Genomic DNA, 25,051 nt, shown 5'->3' with positions numbered 1-25,051 from the left:
GCTGGCTGACCCGTCGACCGCTCTCTCAGCCGCGTCCCGACCATGTTCGAGCATCTTGATCCGACTTTCCCCGATTTGCTCGTCCAGCGCACCGGCCGCCTCGATCAGTGCGCTAACCGTTTCATCCAGTGCGCTGAGCGCCGTGAAATCGGGCCTATGCCGCCATATGACCCGTCAGGCGAAAAATCCGATATGTCGTGGCGCGAAGCGCCCGACATATCGCGTCAACCACCCGAGCCCCCGAAGCAGTCGAAACGGGCCCGACCGGCTGCCGGTCGGGCCCGCGACGGAGTCGTATCAGAGGTACTGACCGGTCCCCGACGGCGAAGGGCTGCCCGGCTGCCCGGGAGCGACGCCCGGAGCGCCGGGAAGGGCGGGACGGCCCCGCATCTGCTCGAGCTGGACCCGGGCCGCCATCTGCTGCGCGACCAGCGCCGCCTGAATGCCGTGGAAGAGCCCCTCCAGCCAGCCGACGAGCTGGGCCTGGGCGATGCGCAGCTCGGCCTCGCTCGGCGTCGCGTCGTCGTCGAAGGGCAGGGAGAGCCGCTCCAGCTCCTCGCGCAGCTCGGTGGCCAGGCCGTCCTCGAGCTCCGTGATCGAGCGGCGGTGGATCTCCTTGAGTCGCTGCCGGCCGGCCTCGTCCAGTGGAGCGGCGCGGACCTCCTCGAGCAGCTGCTTGATCATGCTGCCGATCCGCATCACCTTGGCCGGCTGCTCGATGAGCTTGCTCGGGTCTTCCGCGTTGTCGTCATCGCCGGTGGACATCGTGCCCAGGGGCCGCCCGTCCGGGCCGACGACGAGCACGGTTCGCGACTCGTCCTGCGCCTCTTCTGCCATGGCTCCAAGTCTTACCCACGCCCTCCGGGGGCAACCAAGAAGGGGTACCGATCCGGCCACTGTTGCCACCCTTCGTGACGCGATAACGTCTCCCGGTGACGAGCGATCCCCGGGACGTGCTGAGCCGCCCGGCCCCGGCGCCGGACTTCACGCTGCGCTACGGCGAGCACCCGGATCATGTCGCGGATGTGCGCCTGCCGGCCGTACCGGATGCGCCGCTCGTCCTGTTCGTGCACGGTGGTTTCTGGCGTCACGAGTGGGATCGCGCGCACGCCGGGCCGCTCGCCGCCGACCTCGCCGCGCGCGGCTACGCGGTCGCCACGATCGAGTTCCGGCGCACCGGGCAGCCCGGCGGTGGCTGGCCGGGCACGTTCTCCGACGTGGCCGCGGCCGCCGTGGCGGTGCCGGACCAGCTGGCGAAGGAGATCGCGCACCGGGGCCTGCTGCCCGTGTCGGTCGACCGGCCGATCCTCGCGGGTCACTCGGCGGGCGGGCACCTCGCGCTGTGGTACGCCTCCGTCGCCCCCGACGCCGTCGGCGGAGTCGTGGCGCTGGCGCCGGTGGCCGACCTCACCCGCGCGTACGAGCTCGATCTCGACTCCGGAGCCGTGGCCGACCTGCTGGGCGGGGGGCCCGACGCGGTGCCCGAGGCGTACCGCTCGGCGGATCCGATGCGGAACCTGCCCTCGGGCGTGCGCACCGTGGTCGTGCACGGCACGCTCGACGAGATCGTGCCCGTGCAGTTGTCGCGCGACTACTGCCGGTCCGCGCGCCGGGCCGGCGACGACGCCACGCTCGTCGAGCTGGCCGGCGTGGAGCACTTCGGCGTCATCGACCCCCGCTCCGGGGCCTGGCCCGCGGTGCTGGCCGCCTTCGGCACACTGACCAGGGGCGAGACCACCGGGGTCGACTGACCGGCACCGACCAGGGACTGGGGCGCCGGCCGCGACCCCGCCGGCCGCCGGACCCGACTGACCCGTCCTGACCAGGGGCGAGACCACCGGGGTCGACTGACCGGCACTGACCAGGGATTGGGGCGCCGGCCGTGACCCCGACGGCCGCCGGCCGCGACTGACCCGCCCTGACCAGGGGCGGGGCCGCCAACGACGATTGACTGTCCGGCGCGATGGCGGTAGAACGCAGCGTGGGTTGTAGGCTCGTGGCTCGCGAGGAGCGCGGGCCAGTCGACGCCCGCGTAGCGCGGGGTCCCGGGGAGGAAAAGCACGTGTCCCACCTGAACCGCCGCCAGGCGCTCCGGCTGTTCGCGGCCGCGGGTGCGGCGGGCATGGCCGCGCCGCTCCTGTCCGCCTGCAGCAGCTCCGACGACTCGACCGACAGCACCGCGGTGCCGAGCGGCCCGCCGGTCAAGATCGGCATGATCGTCCCGCAGGGCGGCATGTTCAAGGACTTCGGCGACGAACTCGACAACGGCTTCAGCCTCTATCTCCAGCAGCACGACGGCAAGCTCGGCGGCCGTCAGGTCACGCTCGTGAAGGCGGACGAGGGCGAGACGGCCGACAGTGGCAAGGCCGCCGCGAACAAGCTCATCAAGGACGAGAAGGTCCTCGCGATCACCGGCGTGGCCAACCCGGCCGTGATGCTCGCGATCCGCGAGGACATCGAGAACGCGAAGATCCCGCTCATCGGGTCGAGCGCGTCGCCCAAGGCGCTGCAGACGCTCGGCCCGAAGTACATCTGGCGCACGTCCTTCGTGTCGGACGAGCCCGGCACGGCGATCGCGCGGTGGGCCGCGGGCAACATCGACGGCAGCCTCGCCATCTGCGGGCAGACCGACCCCGCCGGCAGCGACGAGGATGTGGCGAGCTTCGTCGAGACGTACAAGAGCGTCGGCGGTCAGATCGCCGGGCAGGCTCGCACGGTCGCCTACGGCACCAAGGACTTCACCGCGATGCTCAACGCCGTCAAGACGTCCGGCGCGAAGGGCATGTACGCGCTGTTCAACGGCGCCGCGGCGATCGAGTTCGTGAAGCAGTACCGCAACATGCACTTCCCCGCCGACTTCAAGCTCCTCGGCACCGGAAGCCTGACCGAGGGCTACGTGCTCAAGCAGCAGGCCGACGCCGCGCGCGACATCTACACCGCGCTCAACTACTCGCCGGACCTCGACAACGTGGCCAACCGCCGGTTCGTCGCCGACTACCAGAAGGCGTTCGGCTCGGTGCCCTCGACGTTCGCGATGTCGTCCTTCGACGCGGCCGCGGTGCTGGACAAGGCGATCACGGACGCGACCAGGAACCTCGACTCGTTCCAGCTCAACGCGGCCATCGGGCGCCTGGGCCAGATCGACAGCCCCCGCGGCGGCTGGCAGTTCACGCAGACGCGCACGCCGCTGCAGCGGTGGTACCTGCGGCAGGTCCGCAACGACGGCGCCGTGCTCTCCAACGTGCTGACCGCGGAGCTGTCGACCCGCGGCTGAGCGCGGCTCGAGCGCACCGTCAGGCGGCGCCGCGCCGCTTCAGGGTGGCCACGGCCGAGCCGGCCAGCGTCAGCAGGCACTCCGGCAGCTTGCCGTCGACCAGCGCCACGGTGAACAGGGCCGTGGCGCTCGAGGCGTCCTCGTTGACGTACGCGCTCACGAACCGCGCCACCCAGCGCTTGTCGTAGTTGGCGTCGTCGATGTCCGGGAAGTCCAGCCGCCACGGCCCGCGCGCCAGGTTGTCGCCCACCATCTCGCCGGCCAGGCGCCACGCGACGTCATACGCGGCGCTCATGCCGCGCCGGTCCACCACCGAGTCGAAGGTGTGGGTCACCGCGTCCTCGTCGCCCGCGAGCGCTGAGGCCAGGACCTGTGCGGCGTCCTGATATGTCTCGTCTCCCGGGTCATCCACGCCGCAACCGTATGTCGCTCCGTCAAGGCCCTGCGTGCACTCGGAGGGATTCGCGGGGTGACCCGCGGCTCATCCCCGGCGCAGCGCGCAGGTCAGCCGGGCGGTGCAGATCCGCTCGCCGTCCTCGTCCGTCACGACGATCTCGTAGCTCGCGATCAGGCCTCCGAGCCGCAGCGGAGTGGCCACGCCGGTCACCAGCCCGCGCTTGGCGGACTTGTGGTGGGTCGCGTTCACCTCGATGCCGACCGCGACCCCGTTGTAGAGGCGGCCCGCGTGCATGGCGGCCCCGATCGAGCCGAGCGTCTCGGCGAGGACGACCGAGGCGCCACCGTGGAGCAGACCGTACGGCTGAGTGTTGCCGTCGACCGGCATGGTCGCCACGACCCGCTCGGGCGACGCCTCCAGGATCACGATCCCCATCCGCTCGGGCAGATGGCCCTCCATCGAAAGGCCGCCGTGCGTCTCGCTCGGGGTCACGGATTCTTGATCAGCCATACCCGGGAGAGTACCCGCGCCCCCGCTGAAACTCGGGGGCTGCCCGCGCTAAGGTGCGCACGGCACCTTTGGGGAGGCCTTTGGGGAGGAGAAGCCAATGCGCGCACGGTCGGCCACCGCCATCGTGGGAGCGATCACGGCGATAGGAGTGCTGCTCGCCGCATCCGGCTGCGCCTCCGGCGCGAAGAGTGACGACGACGCCGTCTCGGCGGCCGACATCCGGCTGTACGGAACCGACGGCAACATGGCCAACTCGTTCGGAGACGCGCTCAAGGACTCCCCGGCGGTCCTGAACGGTATGAAAGGTACAACTCCGCTCACACCGCTCAGCGAGGACTTCAAGCGCCGGGTCAAGGCGATCGACTCGACGCTGACCGACTTCAACTACGCGGGCGAGTCCTACGACGCCGTCGTCATCGCCGCCCTGGCCGCCGAGACCGGCAAGTCGGTCGACCCGGCCGTCATCGCCAAGCAGATGATCGGCGTCACCACGGGCGAGAACACCTGCGACGGGGTGGCCGCGTGCCTGGCCGCCGCGAAGTCGGGCAAGGACTTCAAGTACCGCGGCGTCTCCATGCGCAGCAGCGGCTTCACGAGCGTCGGGGAGCCGTCGGCGGCGATGTACGGCGTGCTCAACTTCGGCACCAGCAACAAGATCGACGACGCCAAGACCGAGTTCGTCGGCGCGGGCGACCAGGCCAGCGAGGACAAGACCCCGCCACCGGCTCCCGCGGCCGCGACCGGCGGGAAGGGGCAGAAGCCGGCGCTGAAGTACGGTCTGCTGCTGCCGAAGACGGGCGCGCTCGCGTTCCAGGGCCCGCCGATGTTCGCCGCGGCCAAGCTCGCCATCAAGGAGATCAACGAGGCCGGCGGCGTGCTCGGGCAGCAGGTGCAGGTCGTCGAGGGCGACGACGGCACCAACCCGGAGATCGCCAAGGCGACCGCCGCGCAGTTCATCGCCCAGGGCGTCGCGGTGATCATCGGCGCGGGCGCCTCGGGCGTCAGCGCGGCCGTGATCCCGCAGGTCGCGCTCGCGGGCCGGGTGATGATCTCGCCGTCGGCGACGTCGGACGCGCTCACCAAGGTCGACGACAAGGGCTTCTTCTTCCGCACCTCGCCGCCGGACAAACTGCAGGCCAAGGCCGTCGCGGACATCATCATGCGCGACGGGCACACGAAGGTCGCGATCATCGCGCGCGACGACAACTACGGCAGCGGCCTGGCCGAGGGCGTGAAGGCCGACCTGCAGTCCGCCGGCATCCGGCCCGAGAACATTCTCGTGAAGAAGTACGAGGCGAAGGACAAGTACGAGAAATCGGAAGGCTCGAAGCTCTTCGACCCGATCGCCGGGGACATCAAGAGCTTCGGCGCCACCGGCATCCTCGTGGTCGGCTTCGACGAGTCGGCGATGGCCATCAAGTCGCTGGTGACCTCGGGCGTCAAGGCCTGACGGTGTCACGTTCTGGGCTCGCGCGTCGGTGCCGCAAGGCCTACGGTGAACCGGATTGCCCCTTTGTCAGGTGAGAGGACCCACCAGATGACCGACAACGAGACCGTCGAGACCCGCGGCGATGAGCGCGTGGAGCTTCTCGTCGGCGACACGAACAACGACGGCAAGCCCGACCTGTGGGCAATCGACACCGACGGCGACGGCAAGGCGGACCTGTTCCAGTTCGACACCAACGGCGACGGCAAGGTCGACATCACGATGAGCGACCTGGACCAGGACGGCACGCCGGACGAGGTCGTCGACGGCGACGGCGGCCTCCCCCCGGCCTAGTTCTTCCGTTCGCGACGGCGCGGGTGACCCGTTCACCCGCGCCGTTGCTGTTCCACGTAGTCGCGCCACTGCTGCTCGAGCTCCACCCGGCCGATGCCGAGCACCGAGCGGGCCACCGACTCGACCTCGGACATGTTCTGGAAGCCCTCGTAGAAGGCGATGAGCTTGTCCTGGCCGTACCGGTCGGCGATCATCCGGCACGCGAGCCACCCGGTGACGTAGTTGCGCGGCTCGTCGTAGAACTGCTTGTCGTCCGGGAACGTCGTGATCGCCAGGCCGTCGAGGGCCTGCCGGATGCCCGCCGCGCTGAACCGTCCGTCCTTGTAGGCGACGTACTCCGCGAAGCCCTCCACGATCCAGCGCGGCGTGTAGGGCCCGGTGACGGGCCCCATGGCCGCGTGCGTGAACTCGTGGGTCAGGTCGTGCTGGAGCTCGGCGTCGGCCGCGGTGAGCTCGCTCGGGTTGAACACGATGCGCGTGGTGGCGTACGCCGGCCGGTTCGTCCACTCCGCGACGGTCGAGTAGTACGGCACCGCGATGGCGGCGACCTGCCCGATGCGGTCCTGGGACCCGGCGAAGTACGTGTCGAAGATCTGCCGGTCCCCGACGGCGGTGATGAGCACCTTCCCGTCCCACCCGCCGGGCCGGACCGCGGCCACCCGCCGCAGCGCGTTCTCGGCGAGGTCGAGCAGGCCCTGCCCGGCGCCGCCGTTGTCCGCCGAGAGCACGGCCACGACCCGCTGGCTGCGCACGACGGTGATCGGCCCGGACGCGTCCCACGGCTGCCCGGCCTCGCCCGTGGGCAGCTCCTTGCCGGCCCCGTCGCCGGCGACGAGCCACCGGCCGGCCGCATAGCCGAACACGGCCAGCCAGGGCGTGGCCACGGGCTTGCTGTCGACCCCCTCGATGCGATGCCGGACGGTGACGGGCACGACCTTCACGGCGGCGTGGTACCGCTCGAGGAGCGCCGGCGGCAGGAAGGCCGCCATCTTCACGGCCGGCTGAGCGGCGCGCTCGAACCCGAGCTCGGCGAACGGCAGCTTGGTGAGGTTCTCGAACTCCTGCCGCTGCCGCCGCGCGAATCCGGCGTCGGCCTGGTCGACGTCGGCCATCCACTCGGCCTGGTCCTTCTTCCGCACGGCCTCGGCCCGCCGCTGCAGCACGGCGTCGATCGCGTGCGGGTCGGCGCCGACCCAGGTGGCCGCGGTGGGCGCGTTGCCGTGCTCGCGCAGCGTCCACGCCGTGGCGCCGGCCCCGGCGAGCGCGATCAGCGTGGCGGCGACGAGGAACACGGTGAGGATGGGCCAGAGGTAGCCGCGGGCCGGCTCGGGCGGGAGCTGGGGCGGGGGGTACCACGGGCTGGGGACGCCGCCGTGGACGGACGGAGTGCGCTCCTGCTCGTCCGACGGTCGCTGCCGCGGGATGGGGGCAGCGATCGGTTCGGGGATCGTCACGGCACCTACCGACGTCGAGGAGCGGAACCACATCCTCCGCCAGCGCCCAGGCGTTGTCGACCCGCGGTGTGCCCGGGCGACCGTGGGCCGCCGCGCACTGGGGGCCCTCGCATCACCCGAACGGGTGATGCGAGGCCAGCTCAACCCGCATTATGGCCACACGTCGTTGCCATTCTGCATGTGCATGTTGGAAGATCCCCGGTGTTCCTGGTGATGCGGCGCAGCGCTCGATTCCCCGGCCGCGTGCTGACAAGGGGTCCGCGCGGCCGGGTGAACGGGCGGGCGTCCGGATCGGCCAACTGACCCTTGGCCGCTCGGGCGCCCGCCCTCCTACCGCAACCTACGTGCGCGCACGAGAGGTGGTTCGACACCATGGGCTACTCCCCGGCCGGCGTCCGGGCGGCGCAGCAGGTCGTCCGGCACCATCTTCCGACCCTCACGGGCGAGCGGTGCGCGGCGTGCGGGGACGTGTTCCCGTGCGTGTTCCGCACCGCGGCCGACCGGACGCTCAGCGCCTACGGGCTGCTGCCCGCGCGCGTCCCCGGCGCCACGCTGCGCGCGGCCGGAGTCGACCTGCGCGCGAGGCGCTGGGCGCGCGTCGATCACAACTCACGCGGGTGGTTCGTCAACCCGCCCGAGCCGCGTCAGTGTACGTCCAGCGCCAGCGGGGAAGGGTAGCGCCGATGTTCCGAGGCCGGCAGCTTCCAGGGCTCGTGCACGGCCCGGCCGGGGATGCCGGCGAGTTCGGGCACGTAGCGGCGCACGTAGTCGCCGGTCGGGTCGAAGCGCTCGGCCTGGCGGATCGGGTTGAAGCGGCGGTACGGCTTCGTGTCGTTGCCGGTGCCGGCGACCCACTGCCAGTTGCCGAAGTTGTTCGCGACGTCGCCGTCGAGGAGGAGGTCGAAGAAGTGGTCGCCGCCGGCCCGCCAGTCGCAGCCCAGGTGCTTGGTGAGGTAGGAGGCCGTGATGAGCCGGGCGCGGTTGTGCATCCAGCCCTCGGCGATCAGCTGGCGCATCCCCGCGTCGACGACCGGGATCCCCGTGTGCCCCTCCCGCCAGGCCTGCAGCGCGTCCTTCTCGTCGCGCCAGCGGTCCTCGGCGCCGGCGCGGTACGGCTTGTGCCGCAGGTCCGGGAAGGAGTGCAGCACCTGGTGGTAGAAGTCCCGCCAGCACAGTTGCCGCACGAACGGCTCCGCCCCCTCGCGGCCGTGGGTCCTCTCCGCGACCTCGCGCGGGGAGAGGCAGCCGAAGTGCAGGTACGGGCTCAGCCGCGACGTGCGGTCCGCCGCGAGGTCGTCGTGGATCTCCGCGTACGACTCCAGCCGCGACAGCCACGAGGACAGTCGCTCGCGCGCCGCCGTCTCGCCGTCCGCGCCAGTGGTGCCGCTGAACCAGGACTTCGGCAGGTCGGGGGGCAGCACCACGTGCCGCGGGGCGTTCTCCAGGGCCCGCCACGAGGCCGCCGTCCACGCGCGGTAGTAGGGCGTGAACACCTTGTAGTGCGAGCCGCCCCCGCCCGGCCGGACCGCGCCCGGGGGCAGGATGGTCACGCCGGGGAAGGTCCTGAACGCGAGGCGCTCCGACTCGCAGGCCGCGGCCAGGCGCTGCTCGCGCGAGCGCGCATACCCGCTCACGTCGCCGGCGACCGCGATCGCCGACGCGCCGGCCGTCCTGGCCACGCGGACGGCCTCGCGCACCGGGTCGCCGCGCCGCTCGGCCAGGTCGCCGCCGCGCTGCCGCAGCGCGCCCCGCAGGTCGTCGAGCGCCCCGCGCAGGAACCGGGCCCGGGCAGCGCCGACGGCCAGGGAGTCGTCGTGGACGAACAGCGGCACCACCGACTCGAACGCGCGCACGGACTGGGCGAGGGCCGGGTTGTCGTGCACGCGCAGGTCCCGCGTGAAGAGCACGACGCACGTGCTCATGCGGCCGTACCGCGCAGATCCAGCAACGCCGCCCCGTCCCGCTGCGGGGGAATCTCCAACGGGGACGGCGCCGGCACCGGGGCGCCCGGGCGCGCCAGGACGCACGACAGCGCCACCGCGAGCCGCTTCCACTTCGGCACCGTGGCCCGGCGCACGAACACGTCGCAGTCCTGCGCCTCGACCTCGTCCAGGATGCCGCCGTACAGCCGGTACGCCGCGCGCATGCACGACTGCGACGCGGGCGCCAGCATCGGGATGCCCGGGGCGGCGAGGGCGTAATGGTGACGGGCGCGGCTCAGCTGGTACCGGATCAGGCTCTTGATCTTGTCCGAACTCCGCCTGGTGGCGAGCGCGGCCTCGAGGTCGGCGCGGGTGACGCCGAACTCGGCGAGATCGCGCTGCGGAAGGTAGACGCGCCCGCGCTCGAGGTCCTCGGCCACGTCCCGGATGAAGTTCGTGAGCTGGAAGGCCAGGCCGAGCTGCCGGGCCGGCTCGCGGGCGGCGGCGCGGTCGGACGACTCGAGGATCGGCAGCATCATCGTGCCGATCACCGCCGCCGACCCCTCCATGTATTCGAGGAGGTCGTCATACGTCTCGTACTCGGTGACGGTCAGGTCCATCGCCATGCTGTCGAGGAACTTGCGGAAGTCCTCGAGGTCGATGTCGAACACCTGGATCGTGTGCAGCACCGCCGGCAGCAGCGGGTCGTCGGTGTGCCCGCCGCGCAGCCCCTGCAGGAACTCGGCCGACCACGCGGCGAGCTCGGCGGCGCGCTCCTGCGGGGTGCCACCCTCGGATCGGTCGACGATCTCGTCCGCGTAGCGGGTGAACCCGTAGAGCGCGTGGACGTGCCGCCGTTTCCACCCCGGAAGCAGTCGCGTCGCGAGGTAGTAGGTGCGACCGTGAAAGCGGTGCAGCTCGCGGCACCGCTCGTAGGCGGCGGCCAGGGACGCATCCATTCTTCCTCCAGGTGTGCGCCAAATCGACGCAGCAATCGACGCAATCCCGAGCCTACGCTACGCTGGGCGGCACAGCCACCCGAAACGCACTTGGGGGACGACATGCGAACCGTTGGGGGCCGAACGGATCGGGTCGTGGTCGTCGGCGCCGGGCTCGGCGGTCTGGCCGCGGCGATCCGCCTCGCGGCCGCCGGGCGCAGCGTCACCCTGCTCGAGCGCGAGGACCAGCCCGGCGGCCGGGCCGGGCGGCTCGTCCTGGACGGCTACGAGTTCGACACCGGCCCGACCGTGCTCACCATGCCGGAGCTGCTCGCCGACCTGCTCGGCACCGTCGGCGAGGACCTGGCGGCGTGGCTGCCGATGTCGAAGCTCGACCCGGCGTACCGCGCCCACTTCCCCGACGGGTCCACATTGGACGTCATCGCGGACACCGCCCGGATGGCCGGCGAGGTCGCGCGGGTCTGCGGATCGCGGGAGGCCGACGGCTACCTCCGCTTCGTCGACCACGCCCGCGAGCTGTGGGAGCTGGAGCGCCGCGACTTCATCGACCGCAACCTCGACCGCCCGCGCGACCTGGTCACGGCCAACCTGTGGCGGCTGGTCCGCCGCGGCGGGTTCGGCCGGCTGCAGTCCAAGATCGACTCGTACTTCAAGGACCCGCGCACCCGCCGCATCTTCTCCTTCCAGGCGATGTACGCCGGCGTCGCGCCCCACCAGGCCCTCGCGCTCTACGCGGTCATCGCCTACCTCGACTCCGTCGCCGGGGTCTACTTCCCGCGGGGCGGCATCCACGCCGTGTCCCGCGCGCTCGCCGGAGTCGCGGAGAAGCACGGCGTCGAGATCGTCTACGGCGCGGAGGTGAGCCGCGTCGAGACCGCGAACGGACGGGCGATCGGGGTGTCGACCTCGGACGGCCGCCGCTTCCCCGCCGACGTGGTCGTGCTCAATCCCGACCTTCCGGTGGCGTACCGCGACCTGCTGCCCCCGACGCGATGGCGCAGCCCGCTGCTGGGCCCGCTGCGGTACTCGCCGTCCTGCGTCGTGCTCCACGTCGGCTCGCGCCAGGCCTACGGCGCGATCGCGCACCACAACATCCACTTCGGGCGGTCGTGGCGCGAGACCTTCGACGAGGTCATCGACCAGGGCCGGCTGATGAGCGACCCGTCCCTGCTCGTCACCAACCCGACGCGCACGGACCCGTCGCTCGCCCCGAACGGGCGCCAGACCTACTACGTGCTCGCCCCGACGCCGAACCTGAACGCCCCGCTGCTGGACTGGCGGGGCGCGCTCTCGGGCATCTACCGCAGCGAACTCATCGAGACGTTGGAGCAGCGGGGGTACGTCGGGTTCGGCGACGCCATCGAGGTCTCCCGGTTCATCACGCCCGCCGACTGGGCCGATCAGGGCATGGCCGCCGGCACCCCGTTCGCCGCCGCCCACACGCTGCGCCAGACCGGCCCCTTCCGGCCGGGCAACCTCCACCCCACACTGTCCAATGTGGTCTTCGTCGGCTCGGGCACGCAGCCCGGCGTCGGCGTGCCCATGGTGCTCATCTCCGGCCGCCTGGCGGCGAGCCGTGTCACGGGGGAGTCCTGAACTCTTGTCACGCGAACAGCAACTGGTCGAACTCGTCGCCGCCGACGGCCGCGCCGAGGGCACCGCGACCGTCGAGGCCGCCCATCGGGCCCCCGGCCGGCTCCACCGCGCCTTCTCCGTGCTGCTCGTCGCGCCCGACGGCCGGCTCCTGCTCCAGCAGCGCGCCGCGGTGAAGACCCGGTTCGCGCTGCGCTGGGCCAACTCGTGCTGCGGGCACCCGGGCCCCGGCGAGTCCGTCGTCGCCGCGGCCGAGCGCCGGCTGGACGAGGAACTGGGCGTCTCCGCGCCGCTGCGGGAGGTGGGGGTGTACGTGTACCAGGCCGCCGACCCCGACTCCGGGCGCGTCGAATTCGAGTACGACCACGTGCTCACCGGCCCGTTCGAGGGTTCGGTCCACGCCGACCCGGCCGAGGTGGCCGAGACCGAGTGGGTGGCCCCGGACGAGCTCGCCGACCGGATCCGCCGGTTCCCGGACTTCTACTCGCCTTGGCTCGCCGGGGTCCTCGACGTCTGGCGGTCAGCCGCGAGATGAACGGCGCCGCCGCCTACTCGGCCGGGGCCGTGGCCCGGCGGCTCGGTGTCGCGGTGACGACCCTGCGCACGTGGCACCAGCGGTACGGGATGGGCCCGTCGCTGCACGAGCCGGGGCATCATCGGCGGTACACCGAGCAGGACATCCAGCGCCTCGAGCTCATGCAGCGCCTGATCGTCGAGGGCGTGGCCCCGGCCGAGGCGGCCCGCTGGGCCCGGCGCCCGACGGCGCGCCCGTCGCCGGCCGGGGGCCCGATCCCGGGTCTCGCCGCGGCGGTGCGCGGGCTCAGCCGGGCGGCGCTGCGCCTCGACGCGCCCGCCGTGCGCCAGCGCGTCGCCGAGTCCGTCCGCGAGCTCGGGGTGGTCGCGGCGTGGGACGGCGTGCTGCGGCCCGTGCTGGCCGGGATCGGGGAGCGCCACGCCGTGACGGGCGAACTGGTCGAGGTCGAGCACCTGGTCTCGGGGTGCGTCTCCGCCGTGCTCGGGGCGGTGCCGCGGCCGCCTTCGGGGGTACCGATCGAGATTCTTCTGGCCTGTGCCGACGACGAGCAGCACAGCCTGCCGATCGAGGCGGTCGCGGCGGCCCTGGCGGCCGAGGGCGTGCCGGCCCGCTCGCTCGGGGCCCGGGTGCCGTCCGAGGCGCTGGTGGCCGCCGTGCGCCGCACCGGCCCCGCGGCCGTGCTCGTCTGGTCGCAGCTGCAGTCCACCGGCTCGCCGAGGCAGCTCGAGGCGATCCTGGCCGAGCGTGCCCGCCCCCTGGTTCTCGCCGCCGCCGGCCCGGGCTGGCCTCGGCCGTCCGTACCCCCCGGAGTCGTCCTTCCGGACAGCCTCGGTGAGGCCCTCGGGATGCTGACCTCGGTACTGGACCGTTCATCCGCGTAAAAGTCCCCTGTGCCACCACTCCCGGGTTCGTGCCATGGGCCGAACGCGTGAGGACGTCGACGGTCTCGAATCAGTAACGTGTGGCTCCGTCAGGGAAACCTCACAACCCCCTCGGAGCCCCTCATGTCCCGTGTACGACTCGCCGCGGTGGTGATCAGCGCGTTCTCGCTCATCCTCGCGGGCTGCGACTCCAGCGCCACTCCGCGTGCAGCCTCGTGGCACGCGCAGTCGGGCTCCGGGTCCTACCCGGGCTCCGGCCAGGCCGGCGGCGAACCGGTCACGCGTCCGGCCGTCGACCCGGGCGGCTCCTCCTCCGCGAGCGCCAAGCCCTCGGCCTCCGCCTCGGCGTCCCCGTCGGCCTCGGCCTCCCCGTCGGAGTCGCCGTCCGCCTCCTCGTCCTCCCCGGCCTCGTCGATCATCCGGACCACCGGCGACTCGACGGTGGCCCTGACCTTCGACGACGGGCCCGGCCCGGAGACCCCGAAGATCCTCGACATGCTCCGGGCGCAGGGGATCAAGGCCACGTTCTGCGTCATCGGCGTGAACGTGCAGGAGTACCCGCAGTACGTCCAGGAGATCGTCAAGGACGGCCACACGCTGTGCAACCACACCTGGAAGCACGACGAGAGCCTGGGCAAGAAGTCGGCCGACGTGATCCGCGCCGACCTGCAGAAGACCAACGACGAGATCCACAAGGCCGTCCCCGACGCCCAGATCAAGTACTTCCGCCACCCCGGCGGCAACTTCACCCCCACCGCGGTCGAGATCGCCTCCGAGCTGGGCATGAAATCCTTGGGCTGGAGCGTCGACCCGTCCGACTGGAACATCAAGAAGTGGTCCGGCCAGCAGATGACGACCCACATCTGCACGAACGTGAGGAACAACACGAAGCCGGGCTCGATCGTCCTCTCCCACGACGGCGGAGGCGACCGCAGCGCCACGGTGGCCGCCTACAAGACCCTCCTGCCGGAGCTGAAGGGCAAGTTCACGCTGGTGGCAATGCCCGTCTGACCTGCGCATCCCGGCTCCGCCACGCCACTGAGGGATACTCATTTGGAGAACGCTGGAGGGGTCACGTATGCTCTGAAAGCCTCCGGCGGGGCCGGATGGGAGCAACACCGCACGAGTCGCGCGATATGCGATGATTGCGGGGCCGCCCTCATCGTCTAGCGGCCCAGGACGCCGCCCTTTCAAGGCGGTAGCACGGGTTCGAATCCCGTTGGGGGCACGCGGTACATGTTGATAGCTAGGTCCTGTGGAGCAGTTGGAGTGCTCGCCGCCCTGTCAAGGCGGAGGTCGCGGGTTCAAGTCCCGTCAGGACCGCTCAGCCCCCTTTCGGGGTTTATGGGCAGGTAGCTCAGTCGGTACGAGCGTCCGCCTGAAAAGCGGAAGGTCGGCGGTTCGACCCCGCCCCTGCCCACAAAGCTCTTCGCCGGGCTTTCAGAATCCCTGACCAGCGGAAACGCCGGTCAGGGATTCTTGCGTTGCAGCGGCTCTTTTCGATCGCCTTGATCGTTATGTAGCAACGCGTGTAGCAGTAGCCCTACTTCAGCCGCTCATCGAGCTTCCGCAGGGCCGCCCGCTTCTCCTCCAGCGACGCGTGCGCGTAGATCGTCATGGTCACCCCGATGTCCGCGTGACCCACGATGTCCCGCACGATGTGCGGCGGCGCTCCCAGTTCGAGCAGGAGCGTCACGCAGCTGTGGCGGAGATCGTGGAAGCGCATCGCCTCGGCGCCGATCGCCCGGCGCAGCGGGTACCAACTCCGCCGGAGGTTGTCCGGCTCGATCGGCGTCCCGATGACCGTGTGAAGACGTGATCGGTGTGCTGCCAGTCTTCCCACACCTCTCGCGCCTCGGCGGCCTGCCGCTCCTGGTGGGCCTTCAGGGCGTCGGCGCAGAGGCCGATCAGCGGCACCGTCCGGCGTGACGTCTTGGTCTTCGGAGTCACGGCTCGCAGCTCACCGTCCACCCGTTGGAGCGTGCGGCGCACCTCGATCGAGCCGGCGTCGAGGTCGACATCCGACCACTGAAGGCCCAGCAGTTCGCCACGGCGCAGGCCGAGGTAGAGCGCCAGGGCGTAGAGCGCGTACAGCCGGTCGTCCTGCGCGGCCTTCAGCAGGAGCCGCGCCTGATCGGCGGTGAGGCCCCGGTTCACCTCGTACGTCGGCGTGCTGATCTGCACCAGCTTGGCCACATTGCGCTGGAGCAGTTCCTCACGCACGGCGGCCTGAAGGGCGTTACGGAGCGCGCCGAAGGCACCGAACGGCAGCATTGCCCGACCGCACAGCAGCGGCGCTGCTTCGCCGGCCGTTTGGCGTGGACCTCGTGTCGGCAGCACAGGCACGCCGCCTCGAACCGCTTGATGAAGGCACGCACGTCGGCCACCGTGAGGCGGTTCAGCCGCTTATTGCCAAGCGCGGGGATGAGGTGGACCCGTACCACCACCTCGTAGCCCTGCGCCGTCTTCGGCTTCCGGGAGGGCCGTACGACGTGCTCAAGCCAGTGCGTCAGGAACTGCTCGACGTTCCACCCGGTCGCCTCGGCCGGGATGCCCTCGTGGGAACGGGCCTGCATCTTGATCAGCTTCTCGTTCACGTCCGCCTCGGTCTTGCCGTAGACCGGCTGGCGCTTGAACGTCCCATCGGCCTGCAGGGACGTACGCGGCACCGACCCAGCGGCCGTCCGCGCGCTGGTAGACGGAGCCTTGACCGTTGGCACGGCGAGAACGGGCGCGGCGCTTGTTCGGCGTCGTCACGGTGTCGTCTCCTCGATCAGTTGGGCGCTCACTTCGTCGATGGCTTCGCGGGGCACGCGTCGACTCGCGCCGATCTTGACGCTGCGCAGACGGCGGGAGCGGATGAGGTCATAGACGGCAGAGCGGCCGATGTTGAGCAGGCGGGCCGCATCCTCGACGCGCAGGAGGCGGGCCTGATCGGCGTTCACCGCGATGGTCACGCGGCGCCTCCGGGGCGCCGACGGCGCGGGGTATCCGTACCATCCGTACCAAGCTCGTTTTGGCTGCTCAGGGGCGGTACGGATTGCAGCGGCGGTACGGATTGATCCGTACCGGGGAGGCAATCCGTACCGGGGCTGACCTGCGAAGACGACGTTGGTACGGATGGGACGGATGCCTCCCGGTTGGGCGCCGGGCAGTAGCGCTGCCAGGCGTCAGCGAAGGCCTCGCGGACGTAGCCCTTGGCCTGTCCGACGGGGAACCGGATGGTGCTGGAGCTGATGCCAAATTCCCGCAGGAGGTCGCCGAGGCGCTTGCCGGTGAGGCCGGTTGGTCCGAAGCTCTGCCACGGCCCTTTGGGGTCGTCGTTGAGGGCGGCGAGGAGGTCGGCGGTGGTCGCGGCGGCCGGGTCGCCGAGGGTGGTAAACGCGGCGCGGATGTCGGTCAGGAGTCGGATGCGGGTCGAGACCTGGCCGCTGTCTTCGGCCTCGGCGGTGAGGACGGTTGCGTGCCGCTGTTCAACTACCAGGTCAGCGTAGAAGACACCTCGCACGGCACGCAGTTCGTGGCAGCGTCCAAGCAGTGGTTCGACTCCGTGTGGGACAGCGTCGCGAGGGAGTACCAGGGATGACCGACAACCTGCACGCACTCCTGGCCCGCAGCCGGGCGATCCTGCTCGACTTCGACGGGCCGGTGTGCTCGATCTTCAGCGGCTACCCGGCGCCGCAGGTCGCGGTCGAGCTGCTCAACCTCATTGCCGCGCGCGGCGTCCATCTCGGCGACGACATCTGCACCGAGACGGACCCGCTGGAGATGCTCCGCTGGTCGGCGACGCTCGGCATGCCGGAACTGCTCCGCGAGGTCGAGGATGGGCTATGCCGCGCCGAACTGCTCGCCGCGAAGTCCGCGATCCCCGAGCCGCACGGCCAGGCCGTCATCGAGGCCGCCCGCGCGTCGGGGCGACCGGTCGCAATCGTGAGCAACAACTCGGCAGACGCAATCGAGGCGTACCTGCGAGCGCACCATCTGACGGGCTTCATTGCGTTCGTTTCCGGCCGTGCGTACGCCCAGCCCGACCGGATGAAGCCCAACCCGGAGCCGCTATGGCGCGCGGCCAAAATGCTTAGAGTTGAACCGGCGATGTGCATCCTGATTGGCGACTCGCTATTCGATATTGAGGGTGCACAGGCGGCTGGAATGCCAGTGGTTGCGTACGCAAACAGGCCATCAAAGGTTCTGCGCTTCCACGATGCCAGAGCCGATGCAGTGCTAACAAGCATGATCGACATTGCTGCGGCCCTGCTCACGGCCGAGCGCGTGGAAGCCGGTTAGCTCCTGTATCGACCAGTAGCGCACGCCCGATACCCTATTGTCATGTTCGTTGCCGATGCCCCGTCCGTGACCGACTGGATGCAAGGCTGGGGAAGCATCCTTGGCTTAGCGATGTCAACAATAGCGGTCATCTTCTCTGGCTGGCTTCTAAGACACGAAATCAATACCCGCCGCGAAGAAAAGACAGAAGCCGAACTAGCGCAAGCCCGATTAGTGGTGGGTAGAATTTCGGGTTGCGAACTGGACGAAGATGGCTGGGTTCAGCAATTCAGATATGAAATTATCAATTATAGTGACGCTCCGGTTTTCTTTGTAAATCCATACATTGTGGACCAGGAGTTCGGCCAAGAATTCGACTCCGAAAAAGTTTATCACGTACTCGCTTCGAATGCGCCGATCGTCGGCTTTGTATCGGCCCATAACTGCGATCCGCCAGACCCAGACGAGGAAGGAAATCCAGATCTTTCGAGGTTTCAGGTAAAATTAGTTTTTGTCGACAAGAATGGGCTTCAATGGCGACGCTTTCACTACGAAGCGCCACTTCGTGGCTTCAAGGATCCCGATCCGTCAAGATTGCATCGGATCGCTGCAGACTTGAGGTCTGCCGTCATAAGTGCCCGAAATCGCCGCAGGTATAGGAGGGCAGTCAAGGCTAAGCGGAGACCGGAAACCAAAGCCTAAGCAGCACCGCCCCGAAAGTCGACTGAGAACGGCCGAGATGACACAGCCCCCACTTGTACCGGCTCAAATGTCGGAAGTTGGAGCCTCGGATAATTCTCACATGTTTCTTACGCAAGACCTCAGAAACCCGTCAGTCGCAAGCGCTCAAGCACTAATAATGCTTAGGTTGATTAACCGGTAACCCATTGCCTCATTGCTGACGTCGAACGCACGGGCAAGGCGGCCGATCAGCTCATCTCTAGAACTGAAAGCCGCCTTATGGAGTTCTTTTTGCAGCTCAGAGACGATAAGTTGTCGAGGCATCAACAGCGCGGCGGCGAATCCGTTCGCCTCGACTTCTTCACGATCAGTGCCGAGACTCGATACCTCGTCCCGATTGAAAACGTACGAATGATCGACAATCAATGACTTCGCGACGTGAAGCTCCAAGTGACCCAATTCATGCCCAATTGTAAATCTCTGTCGCCTGGGACTCGTGGTTGTATTCACACCTATAATCCGCATGCTCCCCTGACGAAGCGCGAACCCCGACTGATTTCCGCTGAAGTGATTCCGTGCGATCATCGCACCGCTAGCTACAGCTATCTTTTCCACAGGAACGGGCACAATCATTGACTGATAGCGCTCTAGCATCGCCGACGCCATCGCTTCAATTTCCTGGTTGATCATCGCTCCCCTCCCGCATGGAAACGTTTAGCTGCATGATCGCTCCTTCGATAAATTCCCGATCTGCCGGGTCCTCACCCTCCAGCCGAAGGGATAGAACAGACATTCCGATTGAACCCTCAAGGAGCATCTCGATCGAAAATAGAGATTGCGGCTCAACGCCGAGCACTTCCGCCACCATCGCCAGCACATGCAACGGCACCCTTTGCCGACCGGCTTCGATGTTTGCGATAGAAGAGCGAGTCAGGCCGGCGCGAGCGGCTACCTGCGACTGAGTTGCACCGGATTCAGCCCGAGCGTCGCGAATCCGCTGACCGACATCCGCATAAAAGCGATCGATCGCCTCGTTCGACGCCTCTGCCACCGTCACTCCTCGCCAACCTTACTTGACAGTACCAGAACGGGTTTGTAACCACGACCGACTGACAGTGCGACGTGCAGCTTGACGTCGCGGCTCCCTCGTGTCACGGTAAGTTCGACACGTTCAGAACTCGACGTCGACGTCATGCACATCCGCAGGATGTCGGGCGTCGCGAGTCGTGGAGCCGGTCTTCACGATCGCCAACTTTAGGAGGTCGACCTCCAGTCGAGGAAGATCTACTACGGCCGCACCGTCTTCGCGCTCACATCGGGCGGGAGCCTCACGACCGTGGAGCGACTCAAATCGCCCTAAATGTAGTCAAGGCGGGCATCTGACCGCCCGCCTTGACTAGGGCCGCTACGCAGCCCGCTGACCAAGCGCCAGCGTACGGCCCTTGCTCAAGGCAAAACAAGGCACAACAAGGAACCACACGAGCGAAGGACCCACCGAAGTGGCGATTCAGATCACCGCCGTCCGTCTAGAGGGCGGCAACACACACGAGCACATCACCCGCCTCAAGTGGTACGACCCGGCCGACGGGCGGATCGACGACAACTCTCGCGCCGAGATCGTTGCGTGGATTGAGAACCAGAACGGCAAGGCGTACGTCGAAGACGCTCAGCACCACCGGGTCGACGTCCACGTCATCGCGCCCTACGGGCGGCCGAAATACTTGCGCACCAAGGCCGACGGCATCGAGACCAACAACCTGCTCTATCTGCCCCGGTTCTAGTCACGCCGTGGGGCTCCGGGTTCCGGAGCCCCACGGGCTCGGCGTGTAGCAACGCGTGTAACAACGGCCGCACACAGCGGCAGCCAAGGGGAACGATGCGCGAACAGGATCCCCTGCTCGGACGTCATATCGATCCGTGCTGCGCAGACCTGAAAAGCGGAAGGTCGGCGGTTTGACCCCGCCCCTGCCCACAAAGCTCTTCGCCGGGCTTTACAGACCCCGACCAGCGGAAACGCGGTCGGGGTCTTTGTCGCTCGCCACCTGCCACGAAGATTGTTATGTAGCACGCCGGGTCTCCGGACAGCGGACGGTCACCGAGGTGTGCCGCAGCCTGACCTGTGTCGCAAACAGCGGCGATCGTTCAGCCTGACGACGTTTTTTCAGGACGGCTTCCGCTCATACCCGCACTCGTCGTGAACCCAGCGATCGAGGTAAGCCGCTCTGCCGTGCTGCGTCTCCACGGCTGCCAGCCACTCGGCGGCTGCCTGCTTCATGTGGCGGACCGCGGCGGCGTCCTGCTCCGGCGAACCCCTGCCCGGAGCGTCCAATTCATCTGTCAGAGTTCCCCAGATGAGATGTAGAGACGCCAGCACTTCGGCGATGTACTCGCCTTCAGGCGTCTCGGGCATCGCGCTCATGGTCAAGCCCAAGAACCCGATACCCGCATCGTAGGTTGGCTGACCCTCGTCCGCGTCCCGCACGAGGCAAGCCTGGTTCACGGTCGCTGCGAGGAAGTCCTCCGGCCCGGTCTCCGGGTGCCATCTACCTGCCACGGCGCACAGTATGCGCTCAAGCCTGACAGCGCCAGTCTTCGTCGACGGCGACATCAGCTATCGCCTGACGACATCCCGATGTAGCAACGCGTGTAGCAACAGCCGCGCACGACGGCACTCATCTCTGGCCCGTTCCGGACCTCATCGCAGCCCGGAACCCCCGCCAACACGAACCTGCGTTGATCTGAAAAGCGGAAGGTCGGCGGTTCGACCCCGCCCCTGCCCACAAAGCTCTTCGCCCGGGCTTTACAGACCCTGACCAGCGGAAACGCCGGTCGGGGTCTTTGTATGCCCGGGCCGACTTGACTCTGAAGACCTCGTCCGTTGAACGATGCTGAGCGCTGCGTCCTTCAACACGTCCTCCGTGGAGTTCGACGGCGTGCAGGAACTCCGGTCGCAGATCGGCGTGGCCGCGGTCGTCGCGACGTGGTCGCCGGGCTCAGCAAGCGTGGATCTCCGCGTGGCGGAGGGGTCCAGGCAGTCTCGACGGCGAAACGGCTGCATCCCCGTGGATGCTGCGGTCCACGGTGACCGCGGCGAGTACATCGGCGAAATCCTCGTCTGGCTGGATGAGGGAACACTTTCCGCATTGGAGTACGCGTGGGTCACCGATGAGATGCCCACCATGCTCCCGCAGATTGACCGAATAACGATGCGCCAGCGGAAGTAGGACCGCGATGCGCTGCATCTCCGTGGCGCCACCGGAGTGGATGCATCCACGTCATCGATGAAGCCGGCAAGGGCCGACTCCCTTGATGACGCCAGCCATACGAACCGTCGGCGGAGCAGTGCCTTGCGTTCGTGAGACTGCCATAAGGCCACTTGGCCCTACGATAGACAGGTCATGACCGCAGTTCGACCCTCCACTTGATCACGGCAAGGCGTCGAGCCACATACCCAGAAGGGTCGGAGTGCCGCTCAAGGTGCGTGAAATCATCAAGATGATCGAGTCCGACGGCTGGTTACTTGCACGGACTCGCGGCAGCCATCGGCAGTACGTTCACCCGACGAAGCAGGGCGTCGTCACGATCGCAGGCAGCCCGAGCGCGGACTTGCCACGCGGTACAGAGCGCAGCATCCTGAGACAGGCGGGACTGTGATGGGGGGAGCAACAGTGAGTGGGTACGCAATCGTTGTAGAACGTGCAGAAGACGGCGGCTACGGCGCCTGGTCGCCTGAGGTGCCCGGGTGTGTTGCATTGGGCAACACGGTCGATGAGGCGGTGGCCGAAATGCGAGAGGCGATCAAGCTTCACCTGGAGTTGCTCGGCGAACGGGGCGAGCCCCTTCCGGTCCCCACGGCGGTCAGGGTCGATCTCCTCGCGGCATGACCCCATGGGGCGCCCGTGTAGCAACGCATGTAGCAACGGCTCCGCACACCTCTGAGCGCCGACAGCCGGACCTGGATGGTTCTATCAGGTTCGCCGTCTCTCGGAGCGTGGCTGCGTTGATCTGAAAAGCGGAAGGTCGGCGGTTCGACCCCGCCCCTGCCCACAAAGCTCTTCGCCGGGCTTTACAGACCCCGACCAGCGGGAACGCGGTCGGGGTCTTGCCTGCATGACCCGGCGGGCCGGGCGGATCGTGTAGCAACGGCGGTCTTGCCGATAGCGGACGGTCGTCGTCACTGCCAACGCCCGTCATCGTGAGACACTGGCGAGTGGTAGCAGCACAGCGTCCCGGGAGGTGGTCCAGGCCATGAGCGTGGCAACGATGGAGCACGCGGGGCCCTGGAACGAGGACGACTACCTCGCGCTGGGCGAGACGCCGAACCGGATCGAGTTGATCGATGGGAGCCTGTTGGTGAGTCCCGCGCCAAGTTCGCGCCACCAGCGTCTTTCGCGCCGCCTCGCCAATCAGTTGGACACACCCGCGTCGGCCGCCGGCCTGCTCGTCTACGAAGCGGTGAATGTTCGGCTGCACACGGACCGCCTCGTCATCCCCGACCTTGCCGTCGTGGACACGACCGACGACTTCGTCGTTGTTGACGCGGCACAGGTCGCCCTCGTTGGCGAGATCGTCTCGCCCGGCAACGCGGCGGCGGATCGCGTGATGAAGATGCACTTCTACGCCGCCGCGCGTATCGAGTGGTATCTCCTCGTCGAGCCGGAATCGCCCGACTCGCTCACCCTCCGGCTCAACCGGCTCGACGGCACCCATTACATCGAGGATGCGGTCGCCAAGTCCGGCGAGCAGCTGAGCGCCGCTCACCCCTTCCCTTTCGAGCTCGACACCCGCACGTTGCTCGTCCCATAAGCGACCGTCCGAGTCTTGAGCCTGTGTAGCAGCGCGTGTAGCAACGGGGCCGCATAACGCCGACCACCGGCGGCCGGATCCGCATACGTCCGCCGAGGGCAGGGCTCCCTCAGTAGAAAGCTGCTCAGACCTGAAAAGCGGAAGGTCGGCGGGTCGGCCCCGCCCCTGCCCACAAGGCTCTTCGCCGGGCTTTACAGACCCCGAACAGCGGAGACGCGGTCGGGGTCTTTTACGTCCGCAGCCCGCCGCCCCGCTCATCCATGTAGCAACGACAGCGTCCTGGGCAGCGGACGGTCAAGTCCTCGCACCGTGACTGATCGTGCGCGCACGCGGTCGAGCGGCCTGCTGATGTCCCCCACGTGGGACACTGGTAGCCAGCTACCGGAGGTGAATCCAGCGTGAGCATCGCCGCACTCGACCAGCACAACGGGCCGTGGACCGAGGACGAATACTTCGCGCTCGGCGAGACGACAAATCGCTTCGAACTGATCGATGGGAGCTTGTTGATGAGCCCGGCGCCCACCCCGCGCCACCAGCACCTCTCCCGGCGCTTGGCCAACGCGCTGGAGCCTGGGGCATCGGCGGCTGAGCTGTGGACGTTCGAAGCGGTGAACCTGCGACTTCAGACCGACCGGATCGTGATTCCGGATCTGGCGATCACCGACACCGATGAGCCGACCACGTTCGACGTGGCCGACGTAACCCTGGTCGGCGAGGTCGTGTCACCCAAGAACGCCGCAGCCGACCGGTTGGTGAAGATGCAGCTGTACGCCGCCGCCAGGATCGGGTGGTACCTCTTGGCCGAGCGCGACGAGGAAGTCCACGTCACACTGCGGCTGCTCCGCCTCGACGGCGGCCACTACGTCGAACACGCGGTCGCCAAGCACGGCGAGGTCCTCTCGTCCGACGTGCCGTTCGCCATCGAGATCGACACCCGGGACCTGATGCGGCGCTGAGCGCGCCGCACATTCCGAACCGAACAGGCCTATCCGTGTAGCAACGGCCGCGCACAACCGCACTCGCCGGCGACCCATGCCGGACCATCCACCACCTCGCTCATCCGTGTAGCAGCGAGGAGCTACCAGGCGGCGGGCGGTCGGAGCGGTATAGCATTCGCTACACTTCCTCCGTGACCACACCGGAGTGGGGCATCTACGTTGTCGATGAAGTGCGCGCCTGGATCTACTCGTTGGAACCGTCAGCCAAGGCAAGGGTCGTGCTTGCTATCGACGCCTTGGCGGAGAACGGGCCCGGCCTCGGGTGACCCCTCGTCGATACGATCACCCATTCGTCTCTCGCCAACCTCAAAGAGCTACGACCTGGGACGATGCGCATCCTGTTCGTCTTCGACCCTTGGCGGTCCAGCATCCTGCTCGTCGCCGGTGATAAGGCGGGACAGTGGGAGGCCTGGTACCGGGAGGCGACACCGCTCGCGGAACAGCGTTACGAGGTCTACCTGAAAGAACGCGCACAGGAAGAGGGGGCCAGCGATGAGCAGCTACGTGCGCTGGAGTGACATCCGAGCCGAGCTCGTCGAACAGGCCGGCGGCGAGGAAGCCGTTGCGGCTGGTAAGCAGGAGCTGCTGGCCGAGGTCACCGGGCATCGGCTCGCCGAGGCACGCAGGAGCCGCGGGCTGACCCAGCAGCAGGTCGCCGACCGCATGGGCGTCACCAAAGGCCGGGTGTCGCAGATCGAGCAGGGCAAGGTCTCGGGGCAGGAGGTCCTCGCCCGCTATGCCGTGGCCTTGGGCGGCCGCCTCCACCAGGCTATCTATTTCGAGGACGGCGACATTACCGCCATCGCCTAAACCTCAGGGTCGTGTAGCAACGCGTGTGGCAACGGCCGCGAACAACCGCGCTCACCGCTGATTCACGCTGGACCAGATCGCTTTCCCCCCCGGGCTAGGAACCCTGGCGTCGTGCGGGGCGTCTGAGGGCCATGCGGAGACTGTGGGGATACCTCGCGGTACTGGTGGCGATGACCTCCTAGTCG

General features: G+C 68.4%; 29 protein-coding genes, 3 tRNA genes and 3 pseudogenes. 22 read left to right on the top strand and 13 right to left on the bottom strand.

The annotated features are described in order from the left end of the window. Positions 1-297 precede the first annotated feature (297 nt). On the bottom strand, positions 298-837 hold the full coding sequence (locus tag ACQP1P_RS46680) for a bacterial proteasome activator family protein (RefSeq protein WP_433081638.1): 540 nt from the start codon (positions 835-837) through the stop codon (positions 298-300). A gap of 95 nt (positions 838-932) precedes the next feature. Here ACQP1P_RS46680 and ACQP1P_RS46675 point away from each other — a divergent pair, with 95 nt between their 5' ends. Both ACQP1P_RS46675 and ACQP1P_RS46670 read left to right on the top strand, forming a co-directional pair. Beyond that, entirely contained in the window at positions 933-1,751 is an 819-nt protein-coding gene (locus ACQP1P_RS46675) for an alpha/beta hydrolase family protein (protein WP_433081636.1), read from the top strand. A 311-nt stretch (positions 1,752-2,062) separates the two neighbouring features. Beyond that, the gene (locus tag ACQP1P_RS46670) at positions 2,063-3,274 is read left to right on the top strand and encodes an ABC transporter substrate-binding protein (RefSeq protein ID WP_433081634.1); all 1,212 of its coding nucleotides are present in this window, start codon (positions 2,063-2,065) and stop codon (positions 3,272-3,274) included. Positions 3,275-3,293: 19 nt separating this feature from the next. Here ACQP1P_RS46670 and ACQP1P_RS46665 read toward each other — a convergent pair whose 3' ends face one another. Both ACQP1P_RS46665 and ACQP1P_RS46660 read right to left on the bottom strand, forming a co-directional pair. Further along, positions 3,294-3,686, bottom strand: a complete 393-nt coding sequence (locus ACQP1P_RS46665) for a hypothetical protein (protein WP_433081632.1) — start codon at positions 3,684-3,686, stop codon at positions 3,294-3,296. A gap of 69 nt (positions 3,687-3,755) precedes the next feature. Beyond that, positions 3,756-4,181 (bottom strand): hotdog fold thioesterase, encoded by a 426-nt coding sequence (locus ACQP1P_RS46660; RefSeq protein WP_433081630.1) that lies wholly within the window; start codon positions 4,179-4,181, stop codon positions 3,756-3,758. Positions 4,182-4,278: 97 nt separating this feature from the next. Here ACQP1P_RS46660 and ACQP1P_RS46655 point away from each other — a divergent pair, with 97 nt between their 5' ends. Together ACQP1P_RS46655 and ACQP1P_RS46650 are read left to right on the top strand one after the other, a co-directional pair. Next, complete coding sequence (locus ACQP1P_RS46655; RefSeq protein ID WP_433081628.1) at positions 4,279-5,631, top strand: ABC transporter substrate-binding protein; 1,353 nt, start codon at positions 4,279-4,281, stop codon at positions 5,629-5,631. An 87-nt stretch (positions 5,632-5,718) separates the two neighbouring features. Then, on the top strand, positions 5,719-5,961 hold the full coding sequence (locus ACQP1P_RS46650) for a hypothetical protein (protein ID WP_350613844.1): 243 nt from the start codon (positions 5,719-5,721) through the stop codon (positions 5,959-5,961). Between the two features lie 32 nt (positions 5,962-5,993). Here the strand turns inward: ACQP1P_RS46650 and ACQP1P_RS46645 are convergent, their stop codons facing one another. From ACQP1P_RS46645 to ACQP1P_RS46635, 3 genes are all read right to left on the bottom strand, one after another. Further along, positions 5,994-7,415, bottom strand: a complete 1,422-nt coding sequence (locus ACQP1P_RS46645) for a hypothetical protein (RefSeq protein ID WP_433081626.1) — start codon at positions 7,413-7,415, stop codon at positions 5,994-5,996. Between the two features lie 644 nt (positions 7,416-8,059). Next, complete coding sequence (locus ACQP1P_RS46640; RefSeq protein ID WP_433081624.1) at positions 8,060-9,337, bottom strand: cryptochrome/photolyase family protein; 1,278 nt, start codon at positions 9,335-9,337, stop codon at positions 8,060-8,062. Continuing rightward, positions 9,334-10,296 (bottom strand): phytoene/squalene synthase family protein, encoded by a 963-nt coding sequence (locus ACQP1P_RS46635; protein WP_433081622.1) that lies wholly within the window; start codon positions 10,294-10,296, stop codon positions 9,334-9,336. The genes ACQP1P_RS46640 and ACQP1P_RS46635 overlap by 4 nt, the downstream gene beginning before the upstream one ends. A 102-nt stretch (positions 10,297-10,398) precedes the next feature. Here ACQP1P_RS46635 and crtI point away from each other — a divergent pair, with 102 nt between their 5' ends. The 7 genes from crtI to ACQP1P_RS46600 all read left to right on the top strand — a co-directional run bounded on the left by crtI (position 10,399) and on the right by ACQP1P_RS46600 (position 14,725). Next, positions 10,399-11,892: a phytoene desaturase family protein gene (gene crtI, locus ACQP1P_RS46630; protein WP_433081620.1), complete on the top strand. Its 1,494-nt coding sequence runs from the start codon at positions 10,399-10,401 to the stop codon at positions 11,890-11,892. Positions 11,893-11,896: 4 nt separating this feature from the next. After that, positions 11,897-12,424, top strand: coding sequence for an isopentenyl-diphosphate Delta-isomerase (gene idi, locus ACQP1P_RS46625; RefSeq protein ID WP_433081618.1), 528 nt, complete (start codon positions 11,897-11,899; stop codon positions 12,422-12,424). Next, complete coding sequence (locus tag ACQP1P_RS46620; protein WP_433081616.1) at positions 12,421-13,305, top strand: MerR family transcriptional regulator; 885 nt, start codon at positions 12,421-12,423, stop codon at positions 13,303-13,305. The genes idi and ACQP1P_RS46620 overlap by 4 nt, the downstream gene beginning before the upstream one ends. A gap of 123 nt (positions 13,306-13,428) precedes the next feature. Next, positions 13,429-14,316, top strand: a complete 888-nt coding sequence (locus ACQP1P_RS46615) for a polysaccharide deacetylase family protein (protein ID WP_433081614.1) — start codon at positions 13,429-13,431, stop codon at positions 14,314-14,316. 144 nt (positions 14,317-14,460) lie between these two features. Continuing rightward, positions 14,461-14,533 (top strand) — tRNA-Glu (locus ACQP1P_RS46610). A gap of 21 nt (positions 14,534-14,554) precedes the next feature. After that, positions 14,555-14,628: transfer RNA gene (locus tag ACQP1P_RS46605), tRNA-Asp, on the top strand. A 23-nt stretch (positions 14,629-14,651) separates the two neighbouring features. Beyond that, positions 14,652-14,725 (top strand) — tRNA-Phe (locus tag ACQP1P_RS46600). Between the two features lie 123 nt (positions 14,726-14,848). On the opposite strand, the pseudogene ACQP1P_RS46595 reads toward ACQP1P_RS46600, so the two are convergent. From ACQP1P_RS46595 to ACQP1P_RS46580, 4 genes and pseudogenes are all read right to left on the bottom strand, one after another. Next, positions 14,849-15,462: pseudogene (locus ACQP1P_RS46595) on the bottom strand (site-specific integrase). Further along, complete coding sequence (locus ACQP1P_RS46590; protein WP_433090428.1) at positions 15,459-15,881, bottom strand: N-terminal phage integrase SAM-like domain-containing protein; 423 nt, start codon at positions 15,879-15,881, stop codon at positions 15,459-15,461. The pseudogene ACQP1P_RS46595 and the gene ACQP1P_RS46590 overlap by 4 nt, the downstream one beginning before the upstream one ends. A gap of 177 nt (positions 15,882-16,058) precedes the next feature. Then, on the bottom strand, positions 16,059-16,262 hold the full coding sequence (locus ACQP1P_RS46585; RefSeq protein ID WP_433081612.1) for a helix-turn-helix domain-containing protein: 204 nt from the start codon (positions 16,260-16,262) through the stop codon (positions 16,059-16,061). Continuing rightward, positions 16,259-16,717, bottom strand: a complete 459-nt coding sequence (locus ACQP1P_RS46580) for a DUF3631 domain-containing protein (protein ID WP_433090426.1) — start codon at positions 16,715-16,717, stop codon at positions 16,259-16,261. Before ACQP1P_RS46580 ends, ACQP1P_RS46585 begins: the two co-directional genes overlap by 4 nt. An 18-nt stretch (positions 16,718-16,735) precedes the next feature. Here ACQP1P_RS46580 and ACQP1P_RS46575 point away from each other — a divergent pair. From ACQP1P_RS46575 to ACQP1P_RS46565, 3 genes and pseudogenes are all read left to right on the top strand, one after another. Beyond that, a pseudogene (locus ACQP1P_RS46575) lies at positions 16,736-16,891 on the top strand (GntR family transcriptional regulator); the annotation flags it as partial. Continuing rightward, positions 16,888-17,592 carry an HAD family hydrolase gene (locus tag ACQP1P_RS46570; protein WP_433081610.1) on the top strand — a complete coding sequence of 235 codons (705 nt, stop codon included), beginning with the start codon at positions 16,888-16,890 and terminating at the stop codon, positions 17,590-17,592. The pseudogene ACQP1P_RS46575 and the gene ACQP1P_RS46570, both read left to right, overlap by 4 nt. A gap of 42 nt (positions 17,593-17,634) precedes the next feature. Beyond that, positions 17,635-18,273: a hypothetical protein gene (locus ACQP1P_RS46565; protein ID WP_433081608.1), complete on the top strand. Its 639-nt coding sequence runs from the start codon at positions 17,635-17,637 to the stop codon at positions 18,271-18,273. Positions 18,274-18,417: 144 nt separating this feature from the next. Here the strand turns inward: ACQP1P_RS46565 and ACQP1P_RS46560 are convergent, their stop codons facing one another. Together ACQP1P_RS46560 and ACQP1P_RS46555 are read right to left on the bottom strand one after the other, a co-directional pair. After that, positions 18,418-18,942: an ImmA/IrrE family metallo-endopeptidase gene (locus ACQP1P_RS46560; protein WP_433081606.1), complete on the bottom strand. Its 525-nt coding sequence runs from the start codon at positions 18,940-18,942 to the stop codon at positions 18,418-18,420. After that, the gene (locus ACQP1P_RS46555; RefSeq protein WP_433081604.1) at positions 18,923-19,303 is read right to left on the bottom strand and encodes a helix-turn-helix domain-containing protein; all 381 of its coding nucleotides are present in this window, start codon (positions 19,301-19,303) and stop codon (positions 18,923-18,925) included. The genes ACQP1P_RS46560 and ACQP1P_RS46555 overlap by 20 nt, the downstream gene beginning before the upstream one ends. A gap of 448 nt (positions 19,304-19,751) precedes the next feature. Here ACQP1P_RS46555 and ACQP1P_RS46550 point away from each other — a divergent pair, with 448 nt between their 5' ends. After that, a complete protein-coding gene (locus ACQP1P_RS46550; RefSeq protein WP_433081602.1) occupies positions 19,752-20,033 on the top strand; it encodes a DUF3892 domain-containing protein in 282 nt (93 codons plus the stop codon). Between the two features lie 380 nt (positions 20,034-20,413). Here the strand turns inward: ACQP1P_RS46550 and ACQP1P_RS46545 are convergent, their stop codons facing one another. Further along, positions 20,414-20,860 carry a hypothetical protein gene (locus tag ACQP1P_RS46545; RefSeq protein ID WP_433081600.1) on the bottom strand — a complete coding sequence of 149 codons (447 nt, stop codon included), beginning with the start codon at positions 20,858-20,860 and terminating at the stop codon, positions 20,414-20,416. Between the two features lie 310 nt (positions 20,861-21,170). On the opposite strand from ACQP1P_RS46545, the gene ACQP1P_RS46540 reads away from it, so the two are divergent. From ACQP1P_RS46540 to ACQP1P_RS46510, 7 genes and pseudogenes are all read left to right on the top strand, one after another. Further along, positions 21,171-21,476, top strand: a complete 306-nt coding sequence (locus tag ACQP1P_RS46540) for a hypothetical protein (RefSeq protein ID WP_433081598.1) — start codon at positions 21,171-21,173, stop codon at positions 21,474-21,476. Between the two features lie 241 nt (positions 21,477-21,717). Beyond that, on the top strand, positions 21,718-21,906 hold the full coding sequence (locus tag ACQP1P_RS46535; protein WP_259860377.1) for a type II toxin-antitoxin system HicA family toxin: 189 nt from the start codon (positions 21,718-21,720) through the stop codon (positions 21,904-21,906). 14 nt (positions 21,907-21,920) lie between these two features. Further along, on the top strand, positions 21,921-22,136 hold the full coding sequence (locus ACQP1P_RS46530) for a type II toxin-antitoxin system HicB family antitoxin (protein ID WP_433081596.1): 216 nt from the start codon (positions 21,921-21,923) through the stop codon (positions 22,134-22,136). Between the two features lie 364 nt (positions 22,137-22,500). Next, entirely contained in the window at positions 22,501-23,058 is a 558-nt protein-coding gene (locus ACQP1P_RS46525; RefSeq protein ID WP_433081594.1) for a Uma2 family endonuclease, read from the top strand. 398 nt (positions 23,059-23,456) lie between these two features. Then, entirely contained in the window at positions 23,457-24,014 is a 558-nt protein-coding gene (locus tag ACQP1P_RS46520) for a Uma2 family endonuclease (RefSeq protein WP_433081592.1), read from the top strand. A 173-nt stretch (positions 24,015-24,187) separates the two neighbouring features. Then, positions 24,188-24,574 (top strand): annotated as a pseudogene (locus tag ACQP1P_RS46515) (type II toxin-antitoxin system RelE/ParE family toxin). Continuing rightward, complete coding sequence (locus tag ACQP1P_RS46510; protein ID WP_261962035.1) at positions 24,549-24,866, top strand: helix-turn-helix domain-containing protein; 318 nt, start codon at positions 24,549-24,551, stop codon at positions 24,864-24,866. Before ACQP1P_RS46515 ends, ACQP1P_RS46510 begins: the two are co-directional and overlap by 26 nt. Positions 24,867-25,051 lie beyond the last annotated feature (185 nt).

Source organism: Dactylosporangium sp. CA-052675 (assembly GCF_050947935.1).
GTDB lineage: Bacteria > Actinomycetota > Actinomycetes > Mycobacteriales > Micromonosporaceae > Dactylosporangium.
Note: the sequence above shows the minus strand (reverse complement) of the source record. Positions and strands in the feature narration are given on the sequence as shown.

Bases quoted from the DNA above. Each gene is read 5' to 3' on its own strand.
- ACQP1P_RS46570 (WP_433081610.1), top strand. From the start codon at position 16,888: ATGACCGACAACCTGCACGCACTCCTGGCCCGCAGCCGGGCGATCCTG.
- ACQP1P_RS46620 (WP_433081616.1), top strand. From the start codon at position 12,421: ATGAACGGCGCCGCCGCCTACTCGGCCGGGGCCGTGGCCCGGCGGCTC.
- ACQP1P_RS46655 (WP_433081628.1), top strand. From the start codon at position 4,279: ATGCGCGCACGGTCGGCCACCGCCATCGTGGGAGCGATCACGGCGATA.
- ACQP1P_RS46545 (WP_433081600.1), bottom strand. From the start codon at position 20,860: ATGTCGCCGTCGACGAAGACTGGCGCTGTCAGGCTTGAGCGCATACTG.
- ACQP1P_RS46680 (WP_433081638.1), bottom strand. From the start codon at position 837: ATGGCAGAAGAGGCGCAGGACGAGTCGCGAACCGTGCTCGTCGTCGGC.
- ACQP1P_RS46565 (WP_433081608.1), top strand. From the start codon at position 17,635: ATGTTCGTTGCCGATGCCCCGTCCGTGACCGACTGGATGCAAGGCTGG.
- crtI (WP_433081620.1), top strand. From the start codon at position 10,399: ATGCGAACCGTTGGGGGCCGAACGGATCGGGTCGTGGTCGTCGGCGCC.
- ACQP1P_RS46615 (WP_433081614.1), top strand. From the start codon at position 13,429: ATGTCCCGTGTACGACTCGCCGCGGTGGTGATCAGCGCGTTCTCGCTC.
- ACQP1P_RS46650 (WP_350613844.1), top strand. From the start codon at position 5,719: ATGACCGACAACGAGACCGTCGAGACCCGCGGCGATGAGCGCGTGGAG.
- ACQP1P_RS46660 (WP_433081630.1), bottom strand. From the start codon at position 4,181: ATGGCTGATCAAGAATCCGTGACCCCGAGCGAGACGCACGGCGGCCTT.
- ACQP1P_RS46590 (WP_433090428.1), bottom strand. From the start codon at position 15,881: ATGCAGGCCCGTTCCCACGAGGGCATCCCGGCCGAGGCGACCGGGTGG.
- ACQP1P_RS46525 (WP_433081594.1), top strand. From the start codon at position 22,501: ATGAGCGTGGCAACGATGGAGCACGCGGGGCCCTGGAACGAGGACGAC.
- ACQP1P_RS46640 (WP_433081624.1), bottom strand. From the start codon at position 9,337: ATGAGCACGTGCGTCGTGCTCTTCACGCGGGACCTGCGCGTGCACGAC.
- ACQP1P_RS46560 (WP_433081606.1), bottom strand. From the start codon at position 18,942: ATGATCAACCAGGAAATTGAAGCGATGGCGTCGGCGATGCTAGAGCGC.
- ACQP1P_RS46510 (WP_261962035.1), top strand. From the start codon at position 24,549: ATGAGCAGCTACGTGCGCTGGAGTGACATCCGAGCCGAGCTCGTCGAA.
- ACQP1P_RS46635 (WP_433081622.1), bottom strand. From the start codon at position 10,296: ATGGATGCGTCCCTGGCCGCCGCCTACGAGCGGTGCCGCGAGCTGCAC.